The organism is Bartonella sp. JB63 (genome assembly GCF_002022665.1).
GTDB lineage: Bacteria > Pseudomonadota > Alphaproteobacteria > Rhizobiales > Rhizobiaceae > Bartonella.
Genome location: NZ_CP019788.1, coordinates 60,062 through 78,562 on the forward strand (window position 1 = coordinate 60,062; position 18,501 = coordinate 78,562).

An 18,501-nucleotide genomic window follows, 5' to 3' on the forward strand; every position below is an offset into this window, starting at 1 on the left:
AAAATGGCTGTTTCTTTAATTGTTTTTCTCCTATTGATTTTTGGTATTATTGGCTTTTGTATTTCTTATATGCGAGCTCGTTTCCTTGAAAGTTCGGGATTTAAAATGCATTCTCGTGCACATTATTATGGTTGGTGGACATTTCTAATAACTATTATTCCTACTCTGATTTTTTTGATTTTTTGGAATGGTGGCAGTTCTGTTTATTTGGAATATATTGCTTCACGAGAGCTAGAAACATATATAACGTATACGACAGAAATAGATAATCATCGACTTATCCGTAGTTTAATCAAACTGATACCTCACTTTAAAGGAGCTATTACTGATGCTTTATATGAAGATGTGCGAGCTCAATTATTAGCGCAAGGATTTGTTTTGCCTGTAACAGTGCCAGACTACATGTTACAAATTACAAGATCATGGTATTCTTTTTCTGAAAAATTGCAATTTATTGGTCATATTTTGTTTTTTATGATTACACTTTGCTGTTTTGTTTTTGGATTTATGCAAGTTTCTCCGTGCCAACGTGCTCGTAACAAAGTCGAACGTTTGATTGTTGTTGGATTGGTTTGTGCGTCTACAGTTGCTATTTTAACAACAGTTGGCATTGCGATTTCTATGTTCTTTCAAACAATAAATTTCTTTCAATCTGTATCATTTTCAAATTTCTTTTTTGGAACAATATGGGATCCTCGTTTTTCAATGAATCATACAGAAGATAGTGTGGGACAGTTTGGTTTAATACCGCTTTTAGCTGGTACACTTTATATTGCTTTTGTCTCTATGCTTTTTGCTGTACCTATTGGGTTATTTGCTGCCCTTTATATGGCTGAATATGCTTCAACTCAATTACGGTCAATTGTAAAACCATTATTAGAAGTACTTGCTGGTATTCCAACTATTGTGTACGGTTTTTTTGCTTTGAAGATTGTTGGGCCTTTTTTGCGCGATCTTTCACTGTCTCTTTCTGGTGGAATTAGTTTTATTATGGCTCAAAGTGTTTTGACAGCTGGTATTGTTATAGGAATTATGTTGATTCCTTTTGTTTCATCTTTATCAGATGATATCATTACTGCTGTTCCACGTTTTTTACGTGAAGGTTCTTATGGTTTAGGAGCAACACAATCTGAAACAATTAAAAAAGTAGTTATACCAGCTGCATTTCCTGGGATCGTGGGAGCACTTCTGTTAACAGCATCACGTGCGATTGGAGAGACAATGATTGTGGTGTTAGCAGCCGGTGTTGCAGCAAATTTGACTTTTAATCCATTTGAAGCGATGACTACAATGACGGTTAAAATTGTTAATCAATTGACAGGTGATTTTGAGTTTAATTCTCCACATACACTTGTGGCTTTTGCTTTGGGAATGACGCTTTTCATTCTGACTCTTTTAATGAATATTTTAGCTCTTTATATAGTTCGTAAATATCAGGAACGATATGAATGAGTGAAGTTTTTTTTGCGCATCGTCGTAGTATTGGTCTCAAAGGTCGTTATCGAGCTGAGCGTCGTTTTCGCACTTATGGTTTAAGTGCTATTTTTATTAGTTTGTTTTTTTGGTAGCTCTTTTATGGTCTATTATTAGTCAAGGTTATACAGCATTTTTTCAAAGTGAGATGATTTTGTCAGTTTATTTGGACGAAAAAGTGATTGATCCAGGTGGTCACCGTGAGAGTAATCCAAAGATATTAATAACTGCGAATTACCCACTTCTTGTACGGAATGCTTTGGCAGAAAAACTTGGGGTAGACCAAAATGATCAACCGTCTATGCGCGATGTTAACCGTATGTTTTCGCAGAGTGTCCGCGTTCAATTACGTGATATAATTACAAAAAATCCAAATTTGATTGGAACAATCCAAAAAATTAAAGTTTTAGCTGCAGCAAATATTGATTCAGCATATAAAGGGCAGATTAATTTAAATGTACCAGAAAAAAATCGAAAAATTTCTGATCAACAAATAAAATGGATGAAATATTTAATTAATGACGGTACTCTTTATAAGGCTTTCAATCGTCATTTTTTTACATTTGGTGCATCAAGTCGTCCTGAGACTTCAGGATTAGGTGTTGCAATGATTGGTTCTTTTTATATGATGATTATTGTTTTAGTAATTTCATTGCCAATTGGGATAGCAACAGCTATTTATCTTGAAGAATATGCACGAAAAAATAAATTCACAGATTTTATTGAAATTAATATTAATAATCTTGCTGCTGTTCCTTCGATTGTTTTTGGTCTTTTAGGGCTTGCTGTTTTTATCAACTTTATGGGAATGCCACGCTCAGCATCTTTTGTTGGAGGGCTTGTTTTGGCTCTTATGACATTACCAACAATTATTATTGCTACGCGTTCTTCTTTACGAGCTGTTCCATTCTCTATTCGTGCAGGAGCTTTAGGGTTGGGTGCATCGAAAACGCAAATGGTTTTTCATCATGTTATTCCTTTAGCAGCTCCTGGTATTCTAACAGGTACAATTATTGGTTTGGCTCAGGCATTAGGTGAGACAGCACCTTTACTTTTAATTGGGATGGTTGCTTTTGTTGTAGATATTCCTACGACACCGATGGATCCTGCAACAGCTTTGCCTGTTCAAATTTTTATGTGGGCAAGTGAAGCAGAACGCGCTTTTCTTGAGAAGACATCCGGCGCTATTATTATACTAATGATTTTTCTTGTTTTTATGAATATTTCAGCAGTTATTTTACGCCGGCGGTTTGAACGACGTTGGTAATTTTGGGAGAGTTTATGCATAAAACTGATGTTGAATCTAACATGAAGATCAAAATGTGTGGTCAAGATGTTCGTGTTTTTTATGGAAAGAAAGAAGCGATTCACGGCATTACTCTTGATATTATTGAACATCAAGTCACTGCATTAATTGGACCTTCAGGTTGTGGAAAATCGACTTTTTTACGATGTTTTAACCGTATGAATGATACAATTGAAGGCGCTAAAGTAACAGGTCTAATTACTTTAGATGAGGAAAATATTTATGATTCACGTATTGATGTTGTAGAATTGCGTGCGCGTGTTGGAATGGTTTTTCAAAAACCTAATCCTTTTCCAAAATCTATTTTTGAGAATGTTGCTTATGGACCACGTATTCACGGTTTAGCGAAATCTCGTGCTGAATTGCAGGATATTGTTGAAAAAAGTTTGATACAGGCGGGATTATTCGAAGAAGTAAAAGATCGCCTTCATGGGCCGGGAACAAGTTTATCAGGCGGACAGCAACAACGTTTATGTATTGCGCGTGCTATTGCAGTAAGTCCTGAAGTTATTTTGATGGATGAGCCCTGTTCAGCTCTTGATCCAATCGCAACGGCACGCATTGAAGAGTTGATCGATGCGTTAAGACAAAATTATACAATCGTTATTGTGACACACTCTATGCAGCAGGCAGCGCGTGTTTCTCAATATACAGCTATGTTCCATTTAGGACACTTGGTAGAAGTTGGTGCAACAGAAATGATGTTTACTTCACCAAAAGAGCAACGGACGCAGGATTATATTACTGGGCGTTTTGGGTAAGTGAATTGAAGGATATAAGGTATTATCTATGAGCCATATTGTTCATTCTTATGATATAGAATTAGAATATTTGGAATCCAAGATTTCGGAAATGGGTTGCCATGCTGAAAGAATGATTGAACGTTCTGTAGCATCAATTGTATGCGATGATTCTGAGTTAGCTGCTACAGTTATTGCTGATGATTTATTTTTAGATGAAGCAGAACGTGATCTTGATGAAAAAGCGATTACCATTATTTGTAAGCGCCAACCGATGGCTGTGGATTTACGTGAAATTGTTGGTGCTATCCGTATTGCTTCTGATCTTGAACGAATTGGAGATATGGCAAAAAACATTGCAAAACGGACAGTTGCTATTTCGGAGACACGTCAACCTGCAGCTTTTTACCATGGGCTTGAAACGATTACAGATTTAGCACGCAATCAATTAAAGGAAGTACTTGATGCTTATAGGAGTCGTTTATTGGACCGCATTGATGCAGTACGCGAAAGTGATGATAAAATTGATTCTTTGTATACTTCTCTTTTTCGGGAACTTTTGACTTATATGATGGAAGATATGCGTAATATTACGGTTTGTACGCACTTACTTTTTTGCGCAAAGAATATTGAACGGATTGGTGATCATGTTACCAATATTGCTGAAACGCTGCATTATATTATAACAGGTCACCATATCACGTCTGGTCGTCGCCGCGATGATATGACATATAAAGTTGGAGTAAATGAGAAAAAAGCAGATTAGTTTTTTTATGAGTCTATTATAAGGAGTTTTAAGCTTTATTGTTATTATCATGCTTTATAAGATTTTCAAATCTGTGGATTATATTTGAGTCTAACAAAAATTTTTTTATGTATCCACACAGATGTATTTTTTTGTGTAAAAAAGCTTTGGATGGTGCCGAAGTGTTGCGTTTATTGTTTACCAAATACTATAGTAATTGTAAAAATTTTGGGTAGTTATATTAAATTTAATAATGACAAAATAATTCATTGGATAATTTAGGTAATGAGAGATGTTTTAAATTAAGATTTTTTTATTGTTTTTTTGTGTATAAAAACTTTTTGATGATTATATCATATTAAAAATTTACTGAAAAGTTAATAATGAATTATATTTTTTAATTGTATTTAAAAATTTAATTGAATTTTGAATATTTAAAGACATAGGGAACGTATTGTGTGAAATGAAGAAAAATCAATGGGTTATTATTGTCCTTTGTGTTATATTATCGGTTATCATTGGGTGTTCTTCGAATCATGTGAACTTTCAAAAGGTGAGCGACCATAAAAAAACTAAACCAGTCGAGTATCCACTAACAGAGCGCCAATGTCTTATGCGTGCAATGTATTTTGAATCGAATCGTTCAAGTCGTGAGGGAATGATTGCTGTTGGAACGATCGTTATGAATCGTGTAAATTCAAGTGCTTATCCAAAGACTATTTGTGGTGTTGTTGGTCAACGTAAACAGTTCGCTCCAGGTGTTTTAACGCGTCCTATGCTTGAGAAGGCCTCTGTTGCTCGTGTTAAAGAAGCTGCCGATGCTGTTTTACGTGGTGAACGGGATAAGAAAAGTAAAAATGCTATGTTTTTCCATACTGCTGGTTTATCTTTCCCTTATAAGAATATGCACTATGTTCGTGTTGTAGGAGGTAATGCTTTCTATGAAAAACGTCGGCGTGATGGATCGCTTCAAGTTCCAGTTAATGACAGTCCTTATGATGTTGCGTTTGCTTTTTCTCAAGAACATTCTAGCAATATGCCCAATTTTATGAATTCAACTATAGAAAATAGAGAAATAAGAACAGCAGATATACAGGGGTCACCTGCTTCAATAGCAATTGCACAAGCAGATAAGAAGAGTCCTGTGCCTTTTGTTGTTGCGCAGCTTGGTAGAATCCCTATTCCTACATTTGCACCTCGTCGTAAAGATGAGTTAAGAGAAAACACAACAATTATAGCGTATGCTATGCCTTTACCACACCAGTTAAATGCAATTGTTGCAATGTTAGAAGAACGGCATAAAAGTCGGTAATTTTTTCGTAGTTAAATAAGGGATAGCGGTTATGCGTTTTGATATCGATGGGATGATTTATCCTGAAATGCTTAACCGTCTTGCAGAAGTTGCAATAAAAGTAGGACTCAATTTACAAGAAGGGCAAGACCTTATTTTAACTGCCCCAGTTAAAGCTTTACCTTTGGTTCGGCAAATAGCTTATCATGCTTATAAGGTTGGTGCTGGTGTTATTACACCACTGTTTGGTGATGAGGCGTTATCTCTTATCCGTTTTGAAAATGCTCATTCTGCTAGTTTTGATTGTGCACCTTCCTGGCTTTATGAAGGAATGGCAAAAGCTTTTGAAAATGGAGCTGCACGTTTGGCAATTGTTGGTGATGATCCTTTGTTGTTTTCCAATCAAGATTTGGATAAGGTTTCACGTTTGAATAAAGCCACTTCGATTGCTTATCAGCCAGCTCTTAACAAAATATCAAATTTTGCGATTAACTGGTCGATTGTCGCTTATCCAACCGCGGGATGGGCTATGGCAGTATTTCCTGATTTGCCTCTTGATAAAGCAGTTCAGAAATTAGCAGAAGCTATTTTTTCTGCTTCACGTGTGACACAGGATAATGTTGTATACGCATGGCGTACGCACAATGCTAATTTAAAGCAACGTTCATCTTGGCTTAATGAACAACGTTTTACTGCTTTGCATTTTATAGGTCCAGGGACTGACTTAATGGTTGGTCTGGCAGATGAACACGAATGGCATGGAGGTGCTTCGATAGCTCAAAATGGTGTTGTCTGTAATCCCAATATTCCAACTGAAGAAGTATTTACAACCCCCATGCTTATAAAGTTGATGGTTTTGTTCGTTCAACAAAGCCACTTTCCTATCAAGGAACGATCATTGATAATATTGAAATGCGTTTTGAAGCAGGACGTATTGTCAATGCATCTGCTTCGAACGGACAGGAAGTTTTGCAACAGGTTTTACAAAGTGATGAGGGTGCTAGTCGATTGGGTGAGGTTGCTCTTGTTCCTCATTCTTCACCTATTTCTAGGAGTGGTTTACTTTTTTATAATACATTGTTTGATGAAAATGCTGCGTGTCATATCGCTTTAGGACAATGTTATTCTAAATGCTTTTTAAATGGAGCAACGTTAACCGCAGAAGAGATTGCAATGCGTGGTGGGAATAAGAGTATTATTCATATTGACTGGATGATTGGATCAAATGAAATTGACATAGACGGTGTTATGCAGGATGGTAAAAAAATTCCTGTATTTCGTCGGGGTGAGTGGGCTTAATTTACAAATATGAAATCATTAGGGAGATAATGCCTGAACTTCCTGAAGTAGAAACAGTTCGCCGTGGACTTGATCCGTTTTTAACTGGTTCAAAAATTATATCTGTTAAACTTAATCGTAAAAATTTGCGTTTTCCTTTTCCAGAAGCATTTTCTGAACGATTGATGAATAGAACGATCATAAAACTTGGTCGTCGTGCGAAATATTTATTATTCTATCTTTCACAAAATGAAACAATTTTGAGTCATTTAGGTATGTCAGGATCATGGCGTATAGAGGGTGAATTTTTAAAAAAAGAGCATTCTTCCATAGGCAAATTAGTTGCGCATGATCATTGTATTATAGACGTTCAGGCAAAAGATGATAGAATTTATCGTCTCACTTATAATGATATTCGCCGTTTTGGTTTTATGCTTTTGACAGATACAAGAAAGCTTTATGAGCATCCACTTTTAAAAAGGTTAGGGGTTGAGCCTATAAATGATATGCTTTCTGGTGCTTATTTGAAAAAAGCTTTTGTTAATAAAAAAACGTCTCTTAAAACAGCTTTGCTTGATCAGTCTATTGTGGCTGGTCTTGGGAATATTTATGTTTGTGAAGCACTTTGGCGTAGTCACTTATCACCACAGCGTAGTGCATTTACATTAGCATTAGAAGATTTATGTATGCCAGAATCTGCAAGTTTTCTTGCACAAAACATATGTGATGTAATCACTAAGGCGATTATTGCAGGGGGGACTTCTTTACGTGATTATATGCATGCAGATGGTTCACTTGGGTATTTTCAACACTATTTTTCAGTTTATGGGCGTGAGGGAAAAGAATGTTTGAATTGTGGTATACCTATTGTGCGTATTTTACAGTCGGGGCGTTCAAGCTTTTATTGCCCACAATGTCAAAAATGAATAATGTATCTTGCAAAATCCTGTAACAAGCTTAAAGTTATATCCATAATTCTGTGAAGATTGAAAGGTTTTTTATGCTTAATAAAGTGCTAAAGCATCTTGATAGGAATCTAGAAAAAAGCGTTGAGCATCTTTTTTCTTTTTTACGTTTTCAATCTATTTCTACAGATCCAGAATATAAAAATGAATGTTGTAAAACAGCTGATTGGTTGGTGGAAGATTTGAAAAGTATAGGTTTCACAGCTTCATGCCGTGATACACCTGGTCATCCAATGGTTGTTGGACATCATCCAGGGCCTTCCGATGATTGTCTGCATGTTTTATTTTATGGGCATTATGATGTCCAACCAGTTGATCCACTAGATTTATGGGAAGATAATCCGTTTCAGCCTTCTTTAAAAGAGCAAAATGGAAACAAGATCATTTGTGCTCGTGGTGCTTCAGATGATAAAGGCCAACTTATGACTTTTATTGAAGCATGTCGTGCCTTTAAAGAGGAAACAAAACAGCTTCCTGTAAAGGTTACTATTTTGTTAGAAGGTGAAGAAGAAAGTGGTTCATCTTCACTTATTCCTTTTTTAAAGGCAAATATTAATGAACTGAAGGCTGATTGTGCACTAGTCTGTGATACATCAATGTGGGATGAGAATACACCATCGATTTGTGTTGGTCTTCGGGGACTTTTAGGAGAAGAGGTCGTCGTTACGGCAGCTAATTGCGATCTGCACTCAGGTTATTTTGGAGGTGCAGCAGCTAATCCCATTCGCATTTTAGCTAAAATTTTGGCAGGACTTCATGATGAAAATGGTAGGGTAACGCTTCCTGGATTTTATGATGGTGTAGAAGAAACACCTTTACAGATTTTACAATCATGGGATAAACTCAGTTGTAATGCTGAGATTTTTCTTAGTCCTGTTGGTCTTTCTATTCCTGCTGGAGAAAATGGACGGAGTCTTTTAGAACAAGTATGGGCTCGTCCTACAGCAGAGATCAATGGCATTAGTGGAGGATATGAAGGCGAAGGATTTAAGACGGTGATTGCTTCTCAAGCGTATGCAAAAATTTCTTTTCGTTTAGTGCATAAACAGAATCCAGAAAAGATACGCCAGGCTTTTCGTGATTATGTGCGTTCTCTTATTCCTGGAGATTGTACAGTTGCATTTAAAGAATATGGTGCTTTTCCAGCTGTCCAACTTCCTTATAATTCGCCTTTTATTCAAGCGGCGCAAGATGCTTTATTTCAGGAATGGGGGACGCCTGCTTTGTTAACTGCTATAGGGGGCTCGATTCCAATCGTTGGGGATTTACAGTCAATTTTTAATATGGAAACTATTTTGGTTGGATTTGCATTAGCTGATGATCGGATTCATTCACCTAATGAGAAATATAATTTAAAATCATTTCATAAAGGGCAGCGGTCTTGGGTACGGATTCTTGCAGCCTTAGCAAATAGGAGAATAAATGGCAAAGATTCGTGTTCATCAAGGCGATTTACCAAATTTGGATAATTATTGTGTTGATTCTGTTGCAATTGATACCGAAACCTTAGGACTACAACCTCACCGTGATCGTTTATGTGTGGTTCAACTTTCTTCTGGAGATGGTACTGCTGATATTATACAGATTGCTAAAGGACAAAATAGGGCTCCTAATTTGGTTGCATTGCTTGAAGATAAATCAATTACCAAAATATTTCATTTTGGGCGTTTTGATCTTGCTATTTTAGCACATACATTTAGCGTGATGCCGGATGTTGTTTTTTGCACAAAAATTGCCTCAAAACTGACACGTACTTATACTGATCGTCATGGTTTGAAGGAAATTTGTAGTGAACTACTAAATGTTAATATTTCTAAACAGCAACAATCATCAGATTGGGCAGCAGATGCTTTATCACGTGCACAAATTGAGTATGCAGCATCTGATGTTTTGTATCTACATCGTTTAAAAAGTATATTGGAAGAACGTTTAAAACGCGAAGAACGAGAAGATATTGCAAAAGCTTGTTTTCAATTTTTGCCTATAAGAGCAAAGCTTGATCTTTTAGGATGGTTAGAAGTTGATATTTTTGCTCATATTTGAGCTTTAAATTTATTTCTGGAATGAGAAACAGAAGAAATAGCTAATATATAATTTATACAGAATATCTTCTTTACAAAGCTTTTTGCTCATTTTCCTATATCGTTTTAAAAGCGTCTACTATTATTTTTATAAGATATTATGTGTTTATAAATATGCGGTAGGTAAAAATGAATCTTTTATGAATATGAGGTTTTGTATCGTTGATAAGATTGTTTTTACTAATGTGATTAGTAAGGATGTGCTACTAGGAAAATGAATTTGGTAAGGTATTTTCAAATCAAATTGAATCTATAAAAAGCTTATTGGACTGGTAATAAGATAGGTGAAATAAAAATACCTTATTAAGGATTTTTGTATTGGTGGATCTCATAAATTTTAGTTTGTTATGAGAGTAAATTATAGCGAGACCCTGTCAAAGACAGGGTCTTTATTTTTTCTGTGTCTGCATCATTTTTTTGTAGATATGTATTATAAAATAGTTTATAAAAAACACATTTTGTATTTTATAGTAGGGAGATAAATTATGAATATGAAATATTTTGTCGCAGTTTCGAGTTTTGTTATGATTACTGTTTCTACAGTTCAAGGATCTGATATTAAAGAGGATGTATCACATATTGAGTCTATTTCTTGTGTTAATCAGTGCAGTGAGAATTTTTTTAAAGATTTTGTTTTAATTAATGGTTATAGTGTTTATAGCGAGTGGAAAGAAATAACAGAGCCGGTACGTATGACTTTTGCATCTGCTTCTTCAAAAAATTTAAATAAAAATAAAAGAAAGAGACGAAAAATGTTTTGGGGCCCAATGAGTTTTTAATCGATAATAATTATGCGTATATGCTTTCCTAATCACTAGGCCGAGAAGATTAATTTTGTTTTTAGTCAATTAGAAAAGCGGGGAGTTAGAGAGCATTATTAATAATTGAGTGTAATTTGAGATGTGGTTTAATTATATTCATAATGTTGTTGATTGGTAATTCAATATTGCTCGAATTTATTAATAAGAAATTTTGAAAAAACAGTAATTAACTCTATGACTATAGGTTCTGGAAATCGGTGTTTGTTCTTAATAATTTAAAAAAAAGAAAACTATTATATCATATAATTATGTTTTTTTTATGTCTGTGCCATTTTTGCTACAGATATTTTAAAGGAGGTATGCAACATATATGTACATAAACATTAGCTATGGAGCAAATTTATGAATATGAAATGTTTAATGACGGCATCTGTTGTTGCTTTGATGACAGCTTCCGCAGTACAAGCAGCAGATATTACAGTTCCTCAAGAAGTAGGAGAAACAATTGTTGTAGTTCCTGCTTTTTCTTGGACGGGTTTTTATCTCGGTGGGCAGATTGGTGGTTTTTCAAGTAAGACTTCTTTCAGTAGTCGTGATGGTGATGATTCTAAAAAGTGGCTTCCGCTTCATAAAGATTTGTGGTCTAAACCTTCAGGTTTCACAGGGGGGGTTTACGCGGGTTCCAATGTTGATCTCGGGAATGGTTTGATTCTAGGTGTTGATACCGATGTTATTTGGTCTGGACGGAAAGACACGAAAAATCGCAAAGTGACAGTTGAGTTAAAAGATGAAGGTGAAAATCAGAAAAAGTCTTTTCCTTTACTTAATAAAGAAGGATCAAAACCGGAAAAGGAACTTGAAACTATAGAGTATGGTCATACTCTGAAAGAAAAGTGGGCTGGTGCTACAAGGATTCGTATTGGTTTTGCTGCTGATCGTATTATGCCTTATGTCGCTGGTGGTGTTGCTTATACACAGCTCCAAGACAGCTTTTTAATGTCAGTTACTAAGAAAAAAGTTCCTGGAGAACCTGCAGTAGGAGAACCTGCAGTAAAAGTTGAGGATGACAAAGAACCTTCTGCTGAGCTAAATACAAATGATGAATCAAAAACAATGATTGGTTATACTCTTGGTGCTGGTGTTGATTTTGCAATGACTGATAATGTTATTTTGCGTGCGGAATATCGTTACTCAGATTTTGGTAAAAAGAAATTGCATAATGAAAAACTTGAAGTTAACTACAAAGCCAATGATTTCCGCGTTGGTGTGGCTTACAAATTCTAATTTATTGCAAAATTGAATTACAAAAAGGCTCTGTCAGAGACAGGGCCTTTATTTTTTCTATGACTGTATCATTTTAATTATAGATATTTGAAATAGAATATTTTATAAGCGTCAATTTGGATATTTGTCTAGGAGATAGATTTATGAGTGTAATGCGTTTAATTATGACGTCTATTTTGTTTTTTGCACTAACTTTTATGTTACAGGCAGCTGATATTATGATTCCGCATCAGCAACAGAAGCATCAGCCAGCTCCGATAATCATTTCTTCTGATTTTTCATGGACAGGTTTTTATTTGGGTGCTCAGATTGGAGGTTTTTCAAGTGAATCTGCTATAAGAGGTCGTAGCAATAGTAACGACCTAGAATGGGAATCCCTTGAATCGCAATATTTGCCCAAACTTTCAGGTGTTATAGGGGGTGTTTATGCTGGATCTAATATTGGTTTTGGAAATGGCCTTATTCTTGGCGTAGATACCGATATGATGTGGTCAGGGAAAAAAGATACAAAAATTATTTCTCAGCATGAACTAAGTGGAAAAGTGGAAGAAGAGATAGAAGAGAGAGAAGAGAGCAGAGTTGGTCGAGAAAGGTCTGTAAGAGTGGTCAGGTCAGTAGGCAATGTACAAGTGCGTTCAATTGCAAAAGAAGGTGATGATCCTGTAAATGCCAGTAACACTTTAAAAGAAAAATGGGTTGGCGCTACACGGTTACGCATTGGTTTTGCAGTGGATCATGTGATGCCTTATGTCTCTGCCGGTGTTGCCTATGCGCAGCTTTCAGATCTTTTAACAATAAGAAACGAGAGTAAAGAGCTTCCCATTATCAATCTAATAGATGATACAAAGGTTTTTGTGGGCTATACTTTTGGTGGGGGTATTGATTTTGCAATGGCTAAGAGTGTTATTTTGCGTGCAGAATATCGTTATTCAGATTTTGGTAAAAAGAAATTTGCAAAGGATAGAGTGGAAATTGGTTATAAAACCAATGATTTCCGTGTTGGTGTAGCTTATAAATTCTAGTTAATTAGAAGATTTAAATTAAGTCCTGTTGAAAACAGGACTTAATTGTTTTTATTGTATCATTTTTACTACAGATTTTTAAAATGAAATTTTATATAAAGTGCATTTTGGATATTTTGGAGATAGACCTGTGAATATAAAATTTCTTTTAACTATATTTACTATTGTTTCAGTTTATACTTCTACAGTGCAAGCGTCTGAGAGTATATTATTTCAGGAATCAAATTCATCTGCTGCTGATTCTAAATTTTCTTGGACGGGTTTTTATATTGGTGGTCAGGTTGCTGGTTTTTCAAGTAAAGTTACTGCAAACGCCCTTAATATTGATATTCCTCTAAGTTCTGAAGGTTATAATAGTGTTGATCGTTGGGCGTCAGTTGATAAGAAGCATTTACCTCAACTCTTTGGTATGAGAGGTGGTATTTATGCTGGGTCGGATATTAATCTTGGTAATAACCTGATTATAGGTGTTGATACAGATATAATGTGGTCTGGGCAGGAAGATACCAAAACTGTTATTGTTGGCGATGATTTGGTTCCAAGATATCGATCTGCGGAGGGAAATGAGGCTGTACAAGAGAGACCGAGAGTAATAATATCTCCCCTCAGTACAAAAAATCTGGGACGAGCAATGTATCATCATGTAGCTAGATCGAGAGCTGAAGAAGGGCAATATGTTTTTTTTAATCACACTTTAAAAGAAAAGTGGACTGGTGCTACACGGGTACGTATTGGTTTTGCTGCTGACCGTATTATGCCTTATGTCGCTGGTGGTATTTCTTATGTGGATCTTCAAGATACTTTATCGGTAGTGATGAGTAAAGAAAACAAAGTAGATGAATCAAAAACAATGATTGGCTATACCTTTGGTGGTGGTGTTGATTTCGCATTAAATAATAATATTATTGTGCGCACTGAATATCGTTACTCGGATTTTGGTAAAAAGAAATTTGCAAGGGAAGAAATCGATCTTAGCTATAAAACCAATGACTTCCGTGTTGGTGTAGCTTATAAATTCTAAATTTATTAAAAAACTGAGTTTATTGTGAAAAGGTTCTGTTTATGCAGAGCCTTTTTTTGAGAGATTTATTTTTGGGTTTTCTTTTTTAATGGTTTCATGATAAAGCATCTAGCAAATGATGTTATATATTCTTGATCACTGCTGAGTACGAATTATTGGCTCAGCCTTCTTCATAGATTGAACAACCAAAGTTGCAGGGTTCAAGGAAATGATACAAAGTAAAATAATAAAAGTGGACAGGAATATTTCACAATGTCTGTGAAAAATGAAGCAATAGATTACTCAAAGACTCTTTATTTACCAAAAACTAATTTTCCTATGCGTGCAGGATTGCCGCAAAAAGAGCTTGAATTGATAACACGATGGGAAGAGATAGATCTTTACACTCAATTGAGACAACAAGCAAAGGAACGTCCACTTTACATCCTTCATGATGGTCCACCTTATGCAAATGGCAATATTCATATTGGACATGCTTTGAACAAAGTTTTAAAGGACGTTATTGTTCGTTCATTTCAAATGCGAGGTTTTAATGCGAATTATGTGCCTGGTTGGGATTGTCATGGACTTCCAATTGAATGGAAAATTGAGGAAAGATATCGTGCAAAAGGGAAAAATAAAGATGATGTTCCCGTGAGCGAGTTTCGTCGAGAATGTCGTGATTTTGCGCAGTCTTGGATAACAATTCAAAGTGAAGAATTTAAACGTCTTGGTATTATAGGAGATTTTAAAAATCCTTACACGACAATGGCTTTTCACGCTGAGGCACGCATTGCTAGCGAATTAATGAAATTTGTTATGTCTGATCAACTTTATTGTGGTTCAAAACCTGTAATGTGGTCTGTTGTTGAGCGTACAGCCTTGGCTGAAGCAGAAATTGAATATCATGATCATGAATCTGATGTTGTATGGGTTAAATTTCCTATTTTAGAATCACGTGCTCACGATTTAAATGATGCCTGTGTTGTGATTTGGACAACAACACCATGGACGATTCCTGGTAATCTTGCGGTTAGTTATTCTTCGCAAATTTCTTATGGTATTTATCTTATTGAAAGTTCAGAAAATGATTTTGGTCCTCAAGTTGGGGAGAAGCTTCTTTTTTCTGATGCTTTAGTTGAGAGTTGTGCAGAAAAAGCAAAACTTATTTTGAAACGCTTGCGTTCTGTCTCTGCTGATGAGCTTAAGACTCTTATCCTTTCTCATCCGCTTAAAGGTTTAGCTGGAGGGTATAACCATAAGATTGCAATGCTTGATGGTTCCCATGTGACGGATAATGTTGGTACAGGTTTTGTTCATACGGCACCTAGCCATGGGCGTGAGGATTTTGAAATTTGGAATGCGTATAAGTCTGTATTGGAGCAGGCTGGTATTGATTCTTCTATACCTTTTCCCGTTGATGATGCTGGTTTTTATACAAAAGATGCCCCTGGTTTTGGACCAGATCGTAAAGGGGGACCTATCCGAGTTATTGATGATAATGGAAAAATGGGTAATGCTAATAAAGAAGTGATTAATGCTTTAATTAAAGCAGGGTTATTATTTGCACGTGGTCGTTTAAAACATTCTTATCCTCATAGTTGGCGTTCAAAAAAACCAGTTATTTTCCGAAATACACCTCAGTGGTTTATTGCAATGGATAAAGATCTTGGTGATGGTTCAACTTTACGCAGCAGAGCTTTGGAAGCTGTGATGATGACACGTTTTGTTCCATCTTCGGCTCAAAACCGTTTGGCTTCTATGATTACAGATCGTCCAGATTGGGTACTTTCTCGTCAGCGTGCTTGGGGTGTTCCGATTTGTATTTTTGTTAATGAGGATGGTCTTATTCTTAAAGATGAGCAGGTGAATAAACGTATTTTGAAAGCTTTTGAAACAGAAGGGGCGGATGCATGGTTTGCAGAAGGAGCACGTGAACGTTTTTTAGGTGAACGTGTTCATGAAACTTGGAAACAAGTCTATGATATTTTGGATGTTTGGTTTGATTCTGGGACAAGTCATAGTTTTGTATTAGAAGATCGTGCTGATTTGAAATGGCCTGCTGATATTTATTTTGAAGGGTCTGATCAGCATCGTGGGTGGTTTCAGTCTTCTCTTTTGGAAAGCTGTGGAACACGGGCTTGTGCACCCTATAAAACTGTTGTCACACATGGTTTTACTTTGGATGAGAATGGCAAAAAAATGTCTAAGTCTTTAGACAATACGATTATGCCACAAGATATTATTAAAACATCTGGCGCTGATATTTTTCGTCTTTGGGTTATGACGACTGACTATTGGGAAGATCAGCGTTTGGGAAAAAAGATTCTTCAAACAAACGTAGATTCATATCGCAAATTGCGGAATGCAATTCGTTGGATGCTTGGTATTTTAGCTTATGATGAAGGAAAAGAAATATCTTATTGTGCACTGCCGGATCTTGAAAAATTTATATTGCATCGATTGTATGAACTTGATCAGTTGATTAATCGATCCTATGATGAGTTTGATTTTAAGAAAATTATGCGTGCGTTATTGGATTTTTCAATCATTGAATTATCTGCGTTTTATTTTGATATCCGAAAAGATACTCTTTATTGTGACCCCCCTTCATCAGTAAAGCGTAAAGCTTCTTTGCAAATCATTCGTGAAGTTTTTGATCGAATGGTAACATGGCTTGCTCCAATGTTACCTTTTACAATGGAAGAAGCTTGGTTAGAGCGTTATCCAAAAAGTTGTTCGGTGCATTTGCAGCAGTTTCGTCCTGTATTGGCAGAATGGAAGAACGAGCCTTTGGCAGAGTGTTGGAAAAAAGTACGACAGGTTCGTAAAGTCGTTACGGGCGCTTTAGAGATTGAACGAGCAGATAGGCGTATTGGGTCATCTTTAGAAGCAGCACCTATTGTTTTTATTTCTAATCCGGTTTTATTGGAATCTTTAGAAAATTTAGATATGGCGGAGATTTGCATTACCAGTGCTTTAACGATTATTCAAGATATACCCCCTTTGGATGCTTTTATTTTGAATGATGTTGAAGGTGTTGGTGTATATTCGAATAAGGCTGTGGGTACTAAGTGTGCTCGATCATGGCGTTATACACAAGATGTTGGGAGTGATCCAGATTATCCTGATGTGTCTGCTCGTGATGCAGCTGCTTTGCGGGAATTACAAGCGCTTGGCAAAGTTTAAAAGGTTTTTGAACAGTACATTTGAGAGGATGGTATTCAATAGAGCGCTAGCACTATTTGAATTCTATTATTGATGGGAGAGGAAATTTATGTTAAAATGAAACGCCTTGTTTTGTCTATGAATGGGCGATGTGTGCGTTATTAGACAGTCTCTAAAGAATGATAGTGATGTCAGCAAGTTTTGCACTTAGGAAAATGGATGAGCAATGAATAGATATGCAATGAAAATATTTTTAGCAGGCATACTGAGTGTATGTTTTATGTTGACAGGGTGTAATTTATCTGCTCCGACCTATGGTACGGATAAAACTGCTTCATTACAGTTTGTTGATGATATAACTAATCTTGCTTCATTAAGATCAAAAAATAAAAATAGTCAGCTTGTGATGAAACAGCGTCCACGACTTATATTTCCAGAGTCTAGTGCGCGTACAGTGTTACCTCCACCTCAGGTAGATATTACGGAGATTAATTCTTATGATGAGATGGAAATGTCAGAGAAGTCACAGAAGAATTTGCAAGGTGGAGCAGCAATTAATAGGGTGAATTCTTATGGTAACATTTCTCTTTCTGCAGATAAAAAAATAGTGACAAGAGGCCCTGGAAATATCGATAATTCAGAGGGTATCATACAGTTTAATGAAAAACAACAACGTGAGGAATATTTACGTCGACGGCAGGATGCTGATGGTGGGAATGCAAATTATCGTCGATACCTTAGTGAGCCACCTTTAATTTATCGTCAACCAGGAGTAACTGCACCTTTAGAGCGAAAGGATAAAGTGAAATAGATAAAAGTGTATGAAAAAGGTATTACTTCGAAGGTAAAAAGCAATAAGAAGACTCTGATCTTATTTTACAAATGGGTTTTATTGTTTAAAGATTAAGTATCTGATTGAAATAAAGCTTATTTTTGGTGTCGTTTTTGTGCAAAAAAGTCTTTAAGCAATTGATTTGCTTCTCTTTCTTTAAAACCGGAATAAACATTAGGTCTATGGTGGCAGGTTGATTGTTGGTAGAAACGCGGTCCATGTTCAATAGCGCCGCCTTTTGAATCTTGTGTTGCATAATACAGGTTTCTTATGCGTGCAAATGAAATAGCTGCAGCGCACATAGCGCATGGTTCGAGTGTTACATAAAGATCGCATTGAGGAATTCTTTCACTTTTGAAGATTTGACAAGCTATACGAATAACACGCATTTCGGCGTGTCCTGTAGGATCATATGGGGTTCTTGTGTAATTGCCAGCACGTGCAATAATTGTTTCACCATGTGTAATAACTGCGCCCACGGGAATTTCAGCTTGTTTTTTTGCTGACTGTGCTTCTAAAAGAGCTATTTCCATGGGAGTAAGTCTCATATTTCTC

At 36.0% G+C, this 18,501-nt stretch carries 14 protein-coding genes and 2 pseudogenes; 15 read left to right on the plus strand and 1 reads right to left on the minus strand.

Annotated features, from left to right (window positions below; genetic code table 11):
- Positions 1-3: 3 nt before the first annotated feature.
- The 15 genes and pseudogenes from pstC (at position 4) to BJB63x_RS00345 (ending at position 17,925) form a co-directional block, all read left to right on the plus strand.
- On the plus strand, positions 4-1,452 hold the full coding sequence (gene pstC / locus BJB63x_RS00275; protein ID WP_078718507.1) for a phosphate ABC transporter permease subunit PstC: 1,449 nt from the start codon (positions 4-6) through the stop codon (positions 1,450-1,452).
- Positions 1,449-2,740: pseudogene (pstA, locus tag BJB63x_RS00280) on the plus strand (phosphate ABC transporter permease PstA). Before pstC ends, pstA begins: the two are co-directional and overlap by 4 nt.
- Before the next feature lie 41 nt (positions 2,741-2,781).
- Entirely contained in the window at positions 2,782-3,540 is a 759-nt protein-coding gene (gene pstB / locus BJB63x_RS00285; RefSeq protein ID WP_236823872.1) for a phosphate ABC transporter ATP-binding protein PstB, read from the plus strand.
- A 28-nt stretch (positions 3,541-3,568) separates the two neighbouring features.
- Entirely contained in the window at positions 3,569-4,285 is a 717-nt protein-coding gene (gene phoU / locus BJB63x_RS00290) for a phosphate signaling complex protein PhoU (protein ID WP_078718510.1), read from the plus strand.
- A 442-nt stretch (positions 4,286-4,727) separates the two neighbouring features.
- Positions 4,728-5,576, plus strand: a complete 849-nt coding sequence (locus BJB63x_RS00295) for a cell wall hydrolase (protein ID WP_078718511.1) — start codon at positions 4,728-4,730, stop codon at positions 5,574-5,576.
- A gap of 31 nt (positions 5,577-5,607) precedes the next feature.
- Positions 5,608-6,854 (plus strand): annotated as a pseudogene (locus BJB63x_RS00300) (aminopeptidase).
- Positions 6,855-6,883: 29 nt separating this feature from the next.
- Positions 6,884-7,759: a bifunctional DNA-formamidopyrimidine glycosylase/DNA-(apurinic or apyrimidinic site) lyase gene (mutM, locus tag BJB63x_RS00305; RefSeq protein ID WP_078719612.1), complete on the plus strand. Its 876-nt coding sequence runs from the start codon at positions 6,884-6,886 to the stop codon at positions 7,757-7,759.
- Positions 7,760-7,833: 74 nt separating this feature from the next.
- A complete protein-coding gene (locus tag BJB63x_RS00310) occupies positions 7,834-9,267 on the plus strand; it encodes a M20/M25/M40 family metallo-hydrolase (protein WP_078718513.1) in 1,434 nt (477 codons plus the stop codon).
- Positions 9,221-9,841 (plus strand): ribonuclease D, encoded by a 621-nt coding sequence (locus tag BJB63x_RS00315; RefSeq protein WP_078718514.1) that lies wholly within the window; start codon positions 9,221-9,223, stop codon positions 9,839-9,841. Before BJB63x_RS00310 ends, BJB63x_RS00315 begins: the two co-directional genes overlap by 47 nt.
- Positions 9,842-10,364: 523 nt before the next feature.
- Positions 10,365-10,658, plus strand: coding sequence for a hypothetical protein (locus tag BJB63x_RS00320; RefSeq protein ID WP_078718515.1), 294 nt, complete (start codon positions 10,365-10,367; stop codon positions 10,656-10,658).
- Between the two features lie 384 nt (positions 10,659-11,042).
- Entirely contained in the window at positions 11,043-11,924 is an 882-nt protein-coding gene (locus tag BJB63x_RS00325; protein WP_078718517.1) for an outer membrane protein, read from the plus strand.
- 143 nt (positions 11,925-12,067) lie between these two features.
- The gene (locus BJB63x_RS00330; protein WP_078718518.1) at positions 12,068-12,946 is read left to right on the plus strand and encodes an outer membrane protein; all 879 of its coding nucleotides are present in this window, start codon (positions 12,068-12,070) and stop codon (positions 12,944-12,946) included.
- A 130-nt stretch (positions 12,947-13,076) separates the two neighbouring features.
- On the plus strand, positions 13,077-13,967 hold the full coding sequence (locus tag BJB63x_RS00335; RefSeq protein WP_078718519.1) for an outer membrane beta-barrel protein: 891 nt from the start codon (positions 13,077-13,079) through the stop codon (positions 13,965-13,967).
- A gap of 252 nt (positions 13,968-14,219) precedes the next feature.
- Complete coding sequence (ileS, locus tag BJB63x_RS00340; RefSeq protein WP_078718520.1) at positions 14,220-17,135, plus strand: isoleucine--tRNA ligase; 2,916 nt, start codon at positions 14,220-14,222, stop codon at positions 17,133-17,135.
- Positions 17,136-17,340: 205 nt separating this feature from the next.
- Positions 17,341-17,925, plus strand: a complete 585-nt coding sequence (locus BJB63x_RS00345; protein WP_078718521.1) for a hypothetical protein — start codon at positions 17,341-17,343, stop codon at positions 17,923-17,925.
- A gap of 116 nt (positions 17,926-18,041) precedes the next feature.
- Here BJB63x_RS00345 and BJB63x_RS00350 read toward each other — a convergent pair whose 3' ends face one another.
- A complete protein-coding gene (locus tag BJB63x_RS00350) occupies positions 18,042-18,494 on the minus strand; it encodes a nucleoside deaminase (protein ID WP_078718522.1) in 453 nt (150 codons plus the stop codon).
- Positions 18,495-18,501 lie beyond the last annotated feature (7 nt).

What these genes read in the sequence shown, in the direction of transcription:
- ileS (WP_078718520.1), top strand. Translation starts at nt 14,220, where the DNA reads ATGTCTGTGAAAAATGAAGCAATAGATTACTCAAAGACTCTTTATTTA.
- BJB63x_RS00315 (WP_078718514.1), top strand. Translation starts at nt 9,221, where the DNA reads ATGGCAAAGATTCGTGTTCATCAAGGCGATTTACCAAATTTGGATAAT.
- BJB63x_RS00295 (WP_078718511.1), top strand. Translation starts at nt 4,728, where the DNA reads ATGAAGAAAAATCAATGGGTTATTATTGTCCTTTGTGTTATATTATCG.
- BJB63x_RS00330 (WP_078718518.1), top strand. Translation starts at nt 12,068, where the DNA reads ATGAGTGTAATGCGTTTAATTATGACGTCTATTTTGTTTTTTGCACTA.
- BJB63x_RS00345 (WP_078718521.1), top strand. Translation starts at nt 17,341, where the DNA reads ATGAATAGATATGCAATGAAAATATTTTTAGCAGGCATACTGAGTGTA.
- mutM (WP_078719612.1), top strand. Translation starts at nt 6,884, where the DNA reads ATGCCTGAACTTCCTGAAGTAGAAACAGTTCGCCGTGGACTTGATCCG.
- pstC (WP_078718507.1), top strand. Translation starts at nt 4, where the DNA reads ATGGCTGTTTCTTTAATTGTTTTTCTCCTATTGATTTTTGGTATTATT.
- BJB63x_RS00320 (WP_078718515.1), top strand. Translation starts at nt 10,365, where the DNA reads ATGAATATGAAATATTTTGTCGCAGTTTCGAGTTTTGTTATGATTACT.
- BJB63x_RS00350 (WP_078718522.1), bottom strand. Translation starts at nt 18,494, where the DNA reads ATGAGACTTACTCCCATGGAAATAGCTCTTTTAGAAGCACAGTCAGCA.
- BJB63x_RS00310 (WP_078718513.1), top strand. Translation starts at nt 7,834, where the DNA reads ATGCTTAATAAAGTGCTAAAGCATCTTGATAGGAATCTAGAAAAAAGC.
- phoU (WP_078718510.1), top strand. Translation starts at nt 3,569, where the DNA reads ATGAGCCATATTGTTCATTCTTATGATATAGAATTAGAATATTTGGAA.
- pstB (WP_236823872.1), top strand. Translation starts at nt 2,782, where the DNA reads ATGAAGATCAAAATGTGTGGTCAAGATGTTCGTGTTTTTTATGGAAAG.
- BJB63x_RS00325 (WP_078718517.1), top strand. Translation starts at nt 11,043, where the DNA reads ATGAATATGAAATGTTTAATGACGGCATCTGTTGTTGCTTTGATGACA.